The sequence below is a fragment of the Pseudomonas sp. D3-27 genome, assembly GCF_051132165.1.
Lineage (GTDB): Bacteria > Pseudomonadota > Gammaproteobacteria > Pseudomonadales > Pseudomonadaceae > Aquipseudomonas.
Genome location: NZ_CP071667.1, coordinates 1,967,623 through 1,981,416, shown reverse-complemented (window position 1 = coordinate 1,981,416; position 13,794 = coordinate 1,967,623). Strand labels below are relative to the sequence as shown.

Below are 13,794 nucleotides of genomic sequence, written 5' to 3'. Positions count from 1 at the left end.
CGAAAGCGGCCGAACAGACAACAGAGATGTCGAGGTGAACATGTACAACTGGATCAGCGCCCTCGCCGACCTGCAAACCCGCGGTGAACCCTGCGTGCTGGTGACGATCATCGAAGAGCTTGGCTCCACGCCGCGCAACGCCGGTTCGAAGATGGTCATCAGCGCCAGCCAGACGTTCGACACCATCGGTGGCGGTCACCTGGAATACAAGGCCATGGAAATCGCTCGGCAGATGCTCGCCAGCGGCCAGCAGAACACGCATCTGGAGCGTTTCAGCCTCGGCGCCAGCCTTGGCCAGTGCTGCGGCGGCGTCACCGTGTTGCTGTTCGAACCCATGGGGCAGGTCCAGGCGCAGATCGCCGTGTTTGGCGCCGGCCATGTCGGTCGGGCCTTGGTGCCGTTGCTGGCAAGCCTGCCCTGCCGGGTCCGCTGGATCGACTCGCGGGAGGCGGAGTTTCCTGAACAGTTACTCCATGGTGTGCGCAAGATCGTCACTGAAGAGCCATTGGATGAAGTCGACGACTTGCCCGCCGGCAGCTACTGCATCGTCATGACCCACAACCATCAGCTCGACCTGGAACTGAGCGCCGCGATTCTCAAGCGCAACGACTTCGCCTATTTCGGCCTGATCGGCTCGAAGACCAAACGGGTCAAGTTCGAACACCGCTTGCGGGATCGCGGCTTCGACAGCGGCACCCTGCAACGTATGCGTTGCCCGATGGGCATTGGCGAAGTCAAAGGCAAATTGCCTGTGGAGATCGCCATCTCCATCGCCGGCGAAATCATCGCCACCTATAACGCGGATTTCGGCCAGCATACCTCGCGCGCCGAACCCATTGCCAAGTTGCTGCCGGTTTCGCGCCGCAGCCAGCGTTAATCTTTTATCGAGACAGACCATGCCCCTGACACGCAAAGCCTACCGCGCCGCCCTGCTCCACAGCCTCGCCGACCCGGCCGAAGTTGGCATCGAGGCGTCCTATGAATATTTCGAGGATGGCCTGCTGGTGGTGGAAAATGGCCAGATCAGCGCCATCGGCCACGCCCATGAGCTGCTGCCGACCCTGGCGGCGGATATCGAAATCGCCCATTACCCGGATGCGCTGATCACTCCAGGCCTCATCGATACCCATATCCACCTGCCTCAGACCGGTATGGTCGGCGCCTATGGCGAGCAACTGCTGGACTGGCTCAACACCTACACCTTCCCTTGCGAAAGCCAATTCGCCGACCCGGCCCACGCCGAGGCAGTGGCGGATATTTTCGTCAAGGAACTGCTGCGCAACGGCACTACCACGGCCCTGGTGTTTGGCAGCGTACATCCCCAATCGGTGAATGCTTTTTTCGAGGTGGCCGAGAAGCTCGACCTGCGCATGATTGCCGGCAAGGTGATGATGGACCGCAACGCCCCGGACTATCTGGTCGACACTGCCGAATCCAGCTACACCCAGAGCAAGGCATTGATCGAGCGTTGGCATGGCAAGGGTCGCCTGCACTACGCCGTGACGCCGCGCTTCGCGCCGACCAGCACCCCGGAGCAACTGACCCTGGCCGGCCAGTTGCTCAATGAATACCCGGACCTGTACATGCAGACCCACATCAGTGAGAACCTGCAGGAAGTGCAATGGGTCAAGGAATTGTTCCCGGAGCGCAAGGGATACCTGGACGTCTACGACCACTACCAGTTGCTCGGCGAACGTTCGGTGTTCGCCCATGGCGTTCACTTGTGCGACGACGAGTGCGCGCGCCTGGCCCAGACCGGTTCGGCCATTGCCTTCTGCCCGACCTCGAACCTGTTCCTGGGCAGCGGGCTGTTCAACCTGCCAATGACCGAGAAGCACAAAGTGAACGTAGGGTTGGGCACCGACGTGGGCGGTGGCACCAGTTTCTCGCTGCTGCAAACCCTGAACGAAGCCTACAAGGTCATGCAACTGCAAGGGGTGCGGCTGAGCCCGTTCAAATCGCTGTACCTGGCCACCCTCGGCGGGGCCCGGGCCTTGCGCCTGGAAGACAAGATCGGGACGTTGCAACCGGGAACGGACGCGGATTTCCTGGTGCTGGACTACAACGCCACGCCGCTGTTGAGCTATCGCCTGAAGCAGGCCAAGAACATTGCCGAGCGGTTGTTCGTGCTGATGACGCTGGGGGATGACCGGACGGTGGCGCAGACTTATGCGGCGGGTCGGTTGGTGCACCAGCGGTAGGTTGTATTGCCTGCCAGGACGCTATCGCGAGCAAGCTCGCTCCCACAGTGGATTTGTGGTGTACACATAACCCTGTGGGAGCGAGCTTGCTCGCGATTGGCGGTATGACTGGTTCAACCCTCAGAGCTTGGCAGGCGAACGCCCCGGCTTCTTGCTCTGCAACAGGTGCGAGAACACCGCGTGCAAGTCATCCGACGCGCTTTCTTCGTCGAGGTTGAGCTTGCTGTCGATGTGGTCCATGTGATGCATCATCAGGTTCACCGCCAAAGCCGCGTCACGGGCCTCGATGGCGTCGATCAATTGGGTGTGTTCGTCATAGGAACAGTGCGAGCGGTTGCCGCTTTCGTACTGGGCAATGATCAACGAAGTCTGGGACACCAGGCTGCGCTGGAAACTGATCAGCGGTGCGTTTTTTGCCGCCTCGGCCAGTTTCAGGTGGAACTCGCCCGACAGCCGGATGCCGGCGCCACGGTCGCCACGGGAAAAACTGTCGCGCTCGTCGCTGACCATCTGCCGCAGCTCGGCAAGCTGCTCGGCCGTGGCGTGCTGGACCGCCAGCTCCGTGATCGCCTTCTCCACCATGCGCCGGGCGAAGAACACCTGGCGGGCCTCTTCGACACTTGGGCTGGCAACCACCGCGCCACGATTGGGCCTCAGCAACACCACGCCTTCATGGGCCAGGCGCGACAGCGCGCGGCGAATGATCGTGCGGCTGACCCCGAAAATCTCCCCCAGCGCCTCTTCGCTCAATTTCGTACCGGGCGCCAGGCGCTGTTCGAGGATGGCCTCGAAAATGTGCGCATAGACAATATCGTCCTGGGTTCCGCTGCGGCCGGCTTTGCCAGCTCGCGGTTGTTTCTTGAGGGGCTGCAACTGTTCGTTCATGGGCACTCGAGTCGGGAGAACTGCGGCGATTTAACCGTGACTGTAATACGGCACAGCGGGTCGCTGGCAAGTATCGCGTAAAAAACACGGCGATTGTACACAACCTCTGATGGCAACACGACTGTACGGCTGTTTGCGGACACGGCTGTATCGCGACCGGTCGGTGCGTTGAGTTTAGGCTTTAAACCCGAACCTGTGGCGCCACCCGCCCAGTCAATCTACAACAAGGACCGCCGCCCACCATGACCGAAGTCACGACCGCGCCACTTCGTCCATTGGCCGATACATCGCCCTCGGCCATCGTTGCCGGTTTCATCGCCATGATGACCGGTTACACCAGTTCCCTGGTGCTGATGTTCCAGGCCGGACAAGCGGCGGGCCTGACCACCGGGCAGATTTCCTCGTGGATCTGGGCCATCTCCATCGGCATGGCGGTGTGCTCCATCGGTTTGTCGCTGCGCTACCGCACGCCCATCACCATCGCCTGGTCGACACCCGGCGCGGCGCTGCTGATTACCAGCCTCGGCGGCGTAAGTTATGGCGAGGCCATCGGCGCGTACATCACCTGCGCGGTCCTGGTCACGATCTGCGGCCTGACCGGCAGCTTCGAGCGCCTGGTCAAGCGTATTCCTGCCTCCCTGGCGGCGGCGTTGCTGGCAGGCATTTTGTTCAAGATCGGCAGCGAGATTTTCGTCGCGGCCCAGCACCGCACCGGTCTGGTGCTGGGGATGTTTTTCACCTACCTGATCGTCAAGCGCCTGTCGCCACGTTATGCGGTGCTGGCGGCACTGCTGGTCGGCACGGCGCTGTCGGGCGTGCTGGGGCTCCTGGATTTCAGCGGTTTTGCCTTGGAAGTCGCGACGCCGGTCTGGACCACGCCGCACTTTTCCCTGGCCGCCACCATCAGCATCGGCATCCCATTGTTCGTGGTGGCAATGACCTCGCAGAACATGCCCGGCATCGCGGTGCTGCGCGCCGATGGCTACAACGTACCGGCCTCGCCGTTGATCACCAGCACCGGCATCGCCTCGCTGCTGTTGGCGCCGTTTGGCTCCCATGGCATCAACCTCGCTGCGATCAGCGCAGCGATCTGCACCGGGCCGCACGCCCACGAAGATCGCAACAAGCGCTACACGGCGGCCGTGTGGTGTGGAGTTTTCTACGGAATTGCCGGGGTTTTCGGCGCGACACTGGCGGCGTTGTTCGCGGCGCTGCCCAAGGAACTGGTGCTGTCCATCGCGGCGCTGGCCCTGTTCGGGTCGATCATCAACGGCCTGAGCATCGCCATGAGCGAAGCGAAGGAACGGGAAGCGGCGCTGATCACCTTCATGGTCACGGCGTCGGGGCTGACGCTGTTTTCCATCGGCTCGGCGTTCTGGGGAATTGTGGCGGGGGTGTTGACGTTGCTTATCCTCAACTGGCGCAACGCTTAAAAGCATCGCGAGCAGGCTCGCTCCCCCAGGGGACTTGTGTCGCTCACATAACCTCGTGGGAGCGAGCCTGCTCGCGAAAGCGGCCTGAAGGACGACAATTACTTAACAGACAGGCACAAAAAAACCGGCACCTGTGAAGGTCGCCGGTTTTTTTAACATCAAGCCTTCGAATTGATCGGCTTTTCCGGATACCACACGTCCAGCAACGGGCTGACTTCAACGCTGGTCAGCTCAGGACGGGCCTTGAGCCAGGCTTCGACGGCAGCGCGCTGCTCTTCGGTAACCGAGCCACGCTTCTGCAGGCAAACCAGGCCGTAGTCGTCACCGCCGACATAGCCCAGGCCGTTGGCTTCCATGGCTTCTTTCAGGAAAGCGTCGAGGAAAGCGTCAATAGCCTCATCGGCCAGATCTTCTTTGAAATCCAGGTTCAGTTCGAAACCCAGCTCTTGAAATTCATCCACGCACAGCTTTTTGCGCAGACGCTGGGAACGGTTAGTCGCCATTGAAACAATCCTCATAAGTAATAACGGCCGGCACTTTACCAGTTTGGTGCGTCGATTGCCCGACTCATCGGGCATCTGTGCCTACCGTCGGTAAAAAAATACCGCTTCGGCGGGCTTGGGCACGGCACAAGCCGTTGCGCCTTGGGGCATAATGCCGAACTTTCATGACCGTTGAGGACGTTCATTTTCATGTCCTCGTCTTTTCTCCCCTCGCCTGCAGGGTTTTACTTCACATGATCAAATCTTTGCGTCCACTGCTTCTGGCCAGCCTTCTTCTTCCCCTGGCCTTTCCGGTCTCCACCAGCGCCGCCACCATCAACACCGCCCTGTCGCCCAATGTGCAAAAGGCCCTCAAGAACAGCAAGCTGCAAGACAACGCCCTCTCCCTGGTGATGGTGCCGCTCAACGGCCCCGGCATCCCGACGCTTTACAACGCCGACGTCTCGGTGAACCCGGCGTCCACCATGAAGCTGGTGACGACCTACGCGGCCCTGGAAATGCTCGGGCCGAACCACCAGTGGAAAACCGAGTTCTACACCGACGGGACCCTCAGCGGCGGGATCCTCAACGGTAACCTGTACCTCAAGGGCGGCGGCGACCCCAAGCTGAACATGGAGAAGCTCTGGCTGTTGATGCGCGATTTGCGGGCCAACGGCGTGCAACAAGTCACCGGCGACCTGGTGCTCGACCGCAGCTTTTTCATCCAGCCGCAATTGCCCGAGTTCAACGACGACGGCAACGATGTGAACAAGCCCTTCCTGGTCAAGCCCGACTCGCTGCTGGTCAACCTGAAGGCCCTGCGCTTCGTGGCCCGCAATGACGGGGGCCGGGTGCTGGTGTCGGTGGAGCCTCCCATTGCCAACATCCGCATCGAAAACGTGGTCAAGGCCGCCAACTCCAAGCAATGCACCGGCGGCGTGCGCTACAACCCGGTGGCCCAGGCGGACGGCAGCATGACGGTGACCGTCAGCGGCCAGCTCGGCGAGGGTTGCAGTTCCCAGACCTACCTGTCGCTGCTTGATCATGCCACCTACACCGCTGGCGCAGTGCGGGCGATCTGGAAAGAACTTGGCGGCAGCATCCAGGGCAACGACCGCCTGGCCGCGACCCCGAAGAGCGCCAAACTGTTGGCCCGGGCGTTCTCCCCGGACCTGGCGGAGATCATCCGCGACATCAACAAATACAGTAACAACACCATGGCCCAACAACTGTTCCTGAGCCTGGGCGCGGAGTTTCGCAACGAGGCCGACGGTGACGACGCCAAGGCGGCGCAACGAGTGGTACGCCAATGGCTGGCCAAGAAAGGCATCACGGCGCCGCACCTGGTGATGGAAAACGGCTCGGGCCTGTCCCGCGCGGAACGGGTCAGCGCCCGGGAAATGGCGGCGATGCTGCAAGCGGCATGGCGCAGCCCGTACGCGGCGGAATTCGTCAGCTCGATGCCCATCGCCGGCACCGACGGCACCATGCGCAAACGCTTGAAGACCACTGCCATGGCGGGCGAAGCCCACATCAAGACCGGCACGCTGAACACCGTCCGCGCCATTGCCGGCTACAGCCGTGACATCAATGGCAATACCTGGGCGGTGGTGGCCATCCTCAACGATCCGAAGCCATGGGGCGCTTCCTCCGTGCTGGACCAGGTGCTGCTGGACCTGTATCGCCAGCCGAAACTGCCACAGGCAGCGTCGCTGCTCTGAGCCAGGCCCCAACACCAACCCAATGTGGGAGCGAGCCTGCTCGCGATTCGGTCGACCAGCACACATCGATGCTGGTTGAGACACCGCTATCGCGAGCAAGCTCACTCCCGCAGCGGTTAGCGTGAAGCCATTATGCCAACTGCACCTCGACCCGATCCCGTCCTGCCTGCTTGGCCGCGTAAACCCCAGCGTCAGCCCGCAGCAGCAACGCATCGGCGCCTTCGCCGGCGCGCCAACTGGCCACGCCAAAACTGGCGGTGATGGTGCCCACGTCGTCAATCGGCGCGCTGCGAAGACCATCCCACAACCCCAACGCCAGCGTGTAGGCGCTTTCGCTGTCGGTATCCGGGCATAGCACCACGAACTCCTCCCCGCCCAGCCGGCAAAACACATCGGTGCGGCGCAGTCGCTGGGTGATCCGCTGGCAGACCGCCTGCAACACCCGGTCCCCCACCGCATGGCCGTGCTGGTCGTTGATACGCTTGAAATGATCGATATCGAGCATGACCACCGTCAGCTCCCCGGAGCCACGTTCGACCCGGGTCATTTCCGTCGTCAGGCGTTCCTGGAAATAGCGCCGGTTGCGAATCCCGGTCAAGGCGTCGGTGACCGACAGCGCCCGCAGCTCTTCCTCGACGCGCTTGAGGTCCGAGATGTCGGAAATGTAGCCGTGCCATAACACGCCGCCGCCGGGCAACTGTTCGGGAGTCGCCTCGCCACGCACCCAACGCAGCCCGCGATGCGGCAGTTGCACCCGGTACTCCTCCCGCCAGGGGCTCAAGGTATCGGCCGAGGTGCGAATCGACGCGCGTACCCGTGCGCTGTCGGATGGATGGATACGCGAGAAAATCGCATCAGCGTGCCGCACCAGCACATCGGGCTCCAACTCATAAATGTCGCGGATGCCATCGCTGGCGTAGATCACACTGAACCCGCCGTTGAAATCCATCTTGAATTGATAGATGCCGCCAGGCACATGGGCGCTGAGTTTCTTCAACAGCAGATCCCTCGCCGCCAGCGCTTCGTGGACGCGCTTGCGCTCGGTGACGTCGATGCAGATCGCCAGGTGCCCGACCCATAATCCCTGCTCATCGAGCACAGGCGTGGCCAACATGTTGACCGTCAGGTGACTGCCGTCGCGGCGCACCAGGGTCCACTCACGAGCCTGTTGTCCACTTTGTTCGCCGCCCTCGAGCAACATCGCGTGACATGTCGGGATCGGTTTTCCAAAGCGGGCCGCCAGTTGTGCGGCCCGGTGTTGCAACTCGCGGGGAACGTGGAGGCTCTCCAGGGTCATGCTTTGCAGGACGTCACAGCTGCGGTAGCCGAGCATCTGTTCGGCGCCGGCATTGAACGTAGTGATGACACCGCGCAGGTCAGTGGCGATGATCGCAACCTGGGTCGCGGCATCGAGCACGCCCCGCAGTTGGCCGTGGGTGCCACGCAGTTCCGACTCCCGGGCCCGCAATTCCCGGGTGCGCTGCTCCACCAGTGCCAGGGCCCGCTGCCGTTGGCTGACCAGCGTATAAAACAACGCGCTCAGTAACAGGCTGAGCAATGCGCCCAGCACTGTCAGGCTTGTCACGCTGGAATGGTTGCTCGACAGGAACAGGCGGCTGGGACGCAATTCGATCCGGAAGTCCCGGTCCGCGAGGCGCAGTAATCGGGTCGCTGCCAAATCGCTTTTGCCCGGCTGGTCCGACGTCTCGTACAGCACCTCCCCATGATCGCCATCGGATAGGTCGATCACACGCATCGACAGATTGTCGCGGCCTGGCGCAGGCAGGTCATCGGCGACCAACTGGCGCATGCTGACGGCGGCCACCACGTATCCGAACGGCTCACCGGCCAGATGCCGACTCACGGGGGCTGCGAGCACGACCCCGCGGGAAAAGGCCGGGTCGACCCCTATCAGGTTAACCGGTTGGGAAACCACCAGGGCGTTACGCTGGCGGGCCCGCTCCAGCGTCACACGGCGTAACGGCTGCGAAAGAAGATCCAGGCCCAGCGGCGAGCCATAGGACGGTTGGCTCTGGACGTACAGCACCGGAACGTATTCGTCCCGTTCTATGGCCGGGTGCAACATACCGGCTTCATCCTGTTCGCGAATGGCATAGGTGCCAGACACCTCGGCCCGCGCCTGTTGTTCAAACGGCTGCCGATCGTCCCGAAAGACCCGGGGCGCCCAGGCAAAGGCCCGGGTGCGCCGCAGCAGGGCTTCGGTGTAGCCATGGAACTCGCTGTTGGAAACCCCGGAGGAGTTGGCGAAGAAACGTCTCAGGCTGTCGAGGCGTTGCTCCTGATCCTGGAAACGTTCCTGGAGGCGGCTATAACGCTCTTCGGCTTGCAGTTCGAAGCGCTGGCGCAATTGCTGGTTGAACAGGTTCAGCGTGCCCCAGGCCAGCAAACCGGTCAGCAGCAAGCCCGTCATCAGGACCAGGGACGCCACTAGCCATGCCGAAACATCTTCACTGATAAAGCCCAGGATTCTGGGACGCACCTGATGTAATGCCATACACATAACTCAGAAAGGGACCAGGCATATGTACAGCCCCGGCCACAGCCTAGTTATAGCTATCTGCCATCACTTTAGCCAGCCCCAATGATGCCCGGGAGCCTTGTATTTCAAGGCTTCGCTGGATCCAATGCCTCGAGATCAGCGCGCCATGATTTTCCAGGCGCGGTGGATTTTGCCGTTGCGGGCGAAATCCGGGTCGATGGTCTTGGCGGTGATTTCCTCCACCGCATAACGCTCGGCCAGGTTTTCTTCGAGCTGGAACTTGCGGAAGTTGTTGGAAAAATACAGCACGCCGCCCGGCGCCAGGCGCGCCATCGCCAGGTCGAGCAGTTGCACGTGGTCGCGCTGCACGTCGAACACGCCTTCCATGCGCTTGGAGTTTGAGAAGGTCGGCGGGTCGATGAAGATCAAGTCGTACTCCTCGCGACTGGCTTCAAGCCAGGCCATGACGTCGCCCTGCTCCAGGCGGTTCTTGTCCGAAAAGCCATTGAGGGACAGGTTGCGTCGCGCCCAGTCCAGGTAGGTTTTCGACAAGTCGACGCTGGTGGTGCTGCGCGCACCGCCCTTGGCGGCGTGGACGCTGGCGGTCGCGGTGTAGCAGAACAGGTTCAGGAAACGCTTGCCGGCTGCCTCCTTCTGGATCCGCAGGCGCATCGGCCGGTGGTCGAGGAACAACCCCGTGTCCAGGTAATCCGTGAGGTTGACCAGCAGCTTCACGCCGCCTTCGCTGACCTCGGTGAATTTGCCTTGGGCACTCTGGCGCTCGTACTGTTTGGTGCCGCTCTGGCGCTCGCGGCGCTTGATGACCACGCGGCTCTTGTCGACATTCAAGGCCTGGGGAATCGCCGCCAGCGCATCGAACAACCGGGCCGAGGCCTTTTCCGGATCGATGGATTTGGGCGCGACGTATTCCTGGACGTGTACCCAATCGTGGTACAGGTCGATGGCCATCGAGTATTCGGGCATGTCGGCATCGTAGACGCGATAGCACTCCACGCCCTCACGCTTGGCCCACTTGCTCAGCAACTTCAGGTTTTTCTGCAGCCGGTTGGCAAACATCTGCCCGCCTTCGCTCAGGCGCGCCTGCTCGATCACCGGGGCGGGTGCCGGGGCTGGCTTGATGGGGTTGCCGTTCTTGTTGTACTGGCGCTCCTGGGGGACATCCGGGGCCTGGTCGTAGGCGGATTGTTCACGCTCGGCCTGGCGTTGTTCCGGGGTGCGACGCTCGCCCGTGACGAACTGATCCGGCAGCACCTTGATCAACAGCAGCTTGCAGGGCAAGGCGCCGTTCCAGAACGAATACTGCTTGTGGCTGCGAATGCCCATGCGCTTGCCCAGGTCCGGCGCGCCGGTGAACACCGCCGCTTCCCAGTTGAGGCAGGCCTGGCGCAGGCGTTCGCCGAGGTTCTGGTAGAGATACAGCAGGCTGGCTTCGTCACCCAGACGCTCGCCATACGGTGGGTTGCAGATCACCAGGCCCTTCTGGTTCTGGTCCGGGCGTGGTTCGAAAGTGGCGACTTCGCCCTGGTAGATCTTGATCCACTCGCTCAGGCCCGCGCGTTCGACGTTGTTGCGGCCCGGCTGGATCAGCCGTGGGTCGGCCTCGTAGCCACGAATCCACAACGGCGGCTTGGCCAGTCCGGCGGCGGCGCGCTCGGTGGCCTCCTCATGGAGCTTGCGCCACAGCGCCGGCACATGGCCGAGCCAGGCGGTAAAGCCCCATTGCTGACGACGCAAGTTGGGCGCCATGTCGGCGGCGATCATGCCGGCTTCCACCAGGAACGTGCCGACGCCGCACATCGGGTCGGCCAGCGCCCCGCCTTCAGCGGCAATGCGCGGCCAGCCGGCGCGGATCAGGATCGCGGCGGCGAGGTTTTCCTTCAATGGTGCGGCGCCTTGCTGCAAGCGATAGCCGCGCTGGTGCAGGCTGTGGCCCGAGAGATCCAGGGAAAGGATCGCTTCGCCACGGTCCAGGCGCAGGTGGATGCGCAGGTCCGGGTTGAGCTTATCGATGGAAGGACGGTCGCCCGAAGGGGTGCGCAATTTGTCGACGATCGCGTCCTTGACCTTCAAGGCGCCGAAATGGGTGTTGTCGATGCCCGAGCCGTGACCGCTGAATTCCACCGCCAGGGTGCCATCGGGCAGCATGTGGTCTTGCCAATCGACATCCAGTACGCCGTGGTAAAGGTCTTCAGCGTCCTTCATCGGGAAGCGCTTGAGCACCAGCAACACGCGGTTCGCCAGGCGCGACCATAGGCAGAGCCGATAGGCTGTCTCCATGTCAGCGCTGCCGCGAACGGCCGAGGTGTGCTCGCGCGCCTCTTCAAGGCCAAGCCCGACGGCTTCCTCAAGAAGCAGGCCTTCGAGGCCCTTGGGACAGGTGAGGAAGAGTTCGAAACGGTCGGACATGGGATTTCCAGAGCCTTTGGCTAAGTGGGCCGGGCAACGCATTGCCGGGCCGGGTTCAATCAGGTGCTTTTCTCAAGAGCACCCGCGTGGCACGAGCGTGTGCCGTTCCGTACTCGCCGCTCAGGTTCAAAGAGCTTAGATGCGTGTACAGATAAAAAAATTCTGTGCAACAAATTGTGAAAAGTCACCCCTTTTGTCGAATAGTACCCGAGTGCAACAGGGGGACATTCTCATCCGACCATGGCGACCGCCTTTCGGCGCAGGGCTGATCATACAGGGGTCTTGCTCAAAAGCGGGTGTTGAACATCATGTTACTTATCGCCCTAGCATCTTTAATGTTACGTGCTTATGACAAAACGATCATTCCATCCGTGTGACGCTTTGGTTAGAACTCACCACAGGTTGACGTCGCAACGGCGTCAACACCTCGGCTCGTCACGCCGGCAACGAGCCGCCAACGGCAGAATGATTCTGCCCCGGCCTCAATAGAGGTCGACGCTAAGCAACAGTCAACAAGTGAGGGCAACACCCTATGAGAAGACTTAAGCGTGATCCGTTGGAAAGAGCATTTTTACGCGGTTACCAATATGGCGTTGGTGGTAAATCCCGTGAGCTTTGCCCCTTTACTCTACCGTCGGTACGTCAAGCCTGGATCAATGGCTGGCGGGAAGGACGCGGCGACAACTGGGACGGTATGACCGGCACTGCGGGTATCCATAGACTCAACGAACTTCACGCCGTCGGCTGACACAGGGCTTATTACTCAAGAACTCGACAACTTGACATCCAAACCGATTTAACCACGCACGTCCCATCCGGACGGCGGGCTACGGCCCAAGGGGCTCCTTCTGGAGCCCTTTTTAATGCCCGGGATTCGCGGATTTGAGCTGAAAACACTGGTGTGGCGAGGGGAGTTATCCCCTCGCCACAAATGGACCTCACCAACCTAAGGAATCACCCCAACGCCGCAATCGCATCCACCGACTCTCGAATCAGCGCGGGCCCCTTGTAGATGAAACCCGAATAAACCTGCACCAGGCTTGCCCCAGCGGTGATTTTCTCGGCGGCATGCCGGCCTTCGGTGATCCCGCCCGCCGCAATGATCGGCAAGCGTCCCGCCAGTTCACCCGCCAGGATTTTCACGGTATGGGTGCTCTTGTCACGCACCGGCGCACCAGACAAACCGCCCGCCTCGTCACCGTGTTCCAGCCCTTCGACGCCTTCGCGTCCCAGGGTGGTATTGGTGGCAATCACCGCGTCCATGCCGGTCTCGATCAGGGCCTGGGCCACTTGGACGGTTTCCTCGTCGCTCATGTCCGGGGCGATCTTGATGGCCAACGGAACATGCCGGCCATGGATAACCGCCAGCTCCGCGCGGCGCCGGGCCAGGTCGGCGAGCAATTGCTTGAGGGAGTCACCAAATTGCAGGCTACGCAGCCCCGGAGTGTTCGGGGAGCTGACGTTTACGGTGACATAGCTGGCATGGGCGTAGACCTTGTCCAGGCAGATCAGATAGTCGTCGACGGCGCGCTCCACCGGGGTGTCGAAATTCTTGCCGATGTTGATGCCCAGCACGCCCTTGTACTTGGCCGCCGCGACACGGGCCAGCAGGTGATCGACGCCCAGGTTGTTGAAGCCCATGCGATTGATGATCGCCTCGGCCTGAGGCAGACGGAACAATCGTGGCTTCGGGTTGCCCGGCTGTGGCCGCGGCGTCACGGTGCCGATCTCGACGAAGCCGAAACCCAGTTGCGCAAAGCCGTCGATGGCGGCGCCATTCTTGTCCAGGCCCGCCGCCAATCCGACCGGGTTGGGAAATTCCAGGCCCATGACCGTCACCGGCAGTTTCGCCGCAGCCTTGCATAGCAGACCGTTGAGGCCCAAGCGCCCGCCCGCGCCGATCAGGTCCAGGGACAGGTCGTGGGAGGTTTCCGGGGAGAGTTTGAACAGCAGTTCACGGGCCAGGGTGTACATGGGCGGCTTTGACTCGGGCGACGAAATGAGGCCGCGATTATAGCCGCGCAACGGCGTCGCAAGCGAGGCGCTCGCACAAAACCGCAGCGCTGGCATATGCCTTGCACCTTTTTGGTCATCAGCGCCCCATGCCAACGACGGAATGAGTGCCGCACTGTTTCAAAGGACAAC

Annotated in this window: 10 protein-coding genes; 5 read left to right on the top strand and 5 right to left on the bottom strand. The window is 61.8% G+C overall.

Annotated elements, in window-relative coordinates:
• The first annotated feature begins 40 nt into the window (after positions 1-40).
• Positions 41-877 (top strand): xanthine dehydrogenase accessory protein XdhC, encoded by an 837-nt coding sequence (xdhC, locus tag J3P92_RS09220; protein ID WP_434650480.1) that lies wholly within the window; start codon positions 41-43, stop codon positions 875-877.
• Between the two features lie 19 nt (positions 878-896).
• Entirely contained in the window at positions 897-2,201 is a 1,305-nt protein-coding gene (gene guaD, locus J3P92_RS09215) for a guanine deaminase (RefSeq protein WP_434650478.1), read from the top strand.
• 120 nt (positions 2,202-2,321) lie between these two features.
• On the opposite strand, the gene J3P92_RS09210 is transcribed toward guaD, so the two are convergent.
• Entirely contained in the window at positions 2,322-3,086 is a 765-nt protein-coding gene (locus tag J3P92_RS09210; protein ID WP_420764733.1) for a GntR family transcriptional regulator, read from the bottom strand.
• Between the two features lie 242 nt (positions 3,087-3,328).
• Here J3P92_RS09210 and J3P92_RS09205 point away from each other — a divergent pair, with 242 nt between their 5' ends.
• The gene (locus tag J3P92_RS09205) at positions 3,329-4,519 is read left to right on the top strand and encodes a benzoate/H(+) symporter BenE family transporter (RefSeq protein WP_434563216.1); all 1,191 of its coding nucleotides are present in this window, start codon (positions 3,329-3,331) and stop codon (positions 4,517-4,519) included.
• A gap of 158 nt (positions 4,520-4,677) precedes the next feature.
• Here J3P92_RS09205 and J3P92_RS09200 read toward each other — a convergent pair whose 3' ends face one another.
• Entirely contained in the window at positions 4,678-5,022 is a 345-nt protein-coding gene (locus tag J3P92_RS09200; RefSeq protein WP_249875505.1) for a YggL family protein, read from the bottom strand.
• A gap of 233 nt (positions 5,023-5,255) precedes the next feature.
• Here J3P92_RS09200 and dacB point away from each other — a divergent pair, with 233 nt between their 5' ends.
• Entirely contained in the window at positions 5,256-6,722 is a 1,467-nt protein-coding gene (gene dacB / locus J3P92_RS09195) for a D-alanyl-D-alanine carboxypeptidase/D-alanyl-D-alanine endopeptidase (RefSeq protein WP_434650477.1), read from the top strand.
• A 130-nt stretch (positions 6,723-6,852) separates the two neighbouring features.
• On the opposite strand, the gene J3P92_RS09190 is transcribed toward dacB, so the two are convergent.
• A complete protein-coding gene (locus tag J3P92_RS09190; RefSeq protein ID WP_434650474.1) occupies positions 6,853-9,237 on the bottom strand; it encodes a sensor domain-containing diguanylate cyclase in 2,385 nt (794 codons plus the stop codon).
• Between the two features lie 141 nt (positions 9,238-9,378).
• Complete coding sequence (rlmKL, locus tag J3P92_RS09185) at positions 9,379-11,649, bottom strand: bifunctional 23S rRNA (guanine(2069)-N(7))-methyltransferase RlmK/23S rRNA (guanine(2445)-N(2))-methyltransferase RlmL (RefSeq protein WP_434650472.1); 2,271 nt, start codon at positions 11,647-11,649, stop codon at positions 9,379-9,381.
• 532 nt (positions 11,650-12,181) lie between these two features.
• On the opposite strand from rlmKL, the gene rmf reads away from it, so the two are divergent.
• The gene (rmf, locus tag J3P92_RS09180) at positions 12,182-12,397 is read left to right on the top strand and encodes a ribosome modulation factor (RefSeq protein WP_003223300.1); all 216 of its coding nucleotides are present in this window, start codon (positions 12,182-12,184) and stop codon (positions 12,395-12,397) included.
• 206 nt (positions 12,398-12,603) lie between these two features.
• Here rmf and J3P92_RS09175 read toward each other — a convergent pair whose 3' ends face one another.
• On the bottom strand, positions 12,604-13,623 hold the full coding sequence (locus J3P92_RS09175) for a quinone-dependent dihydroorotate dehydrogenase (protein ID WP_420764738.1): 1,020 nt from the start codon (positions 13,621-13,623) through the stop codon (positions 12,604-12,606).
• Positions 13,624-13,794 lie beyond the last annotated feature (171 nt).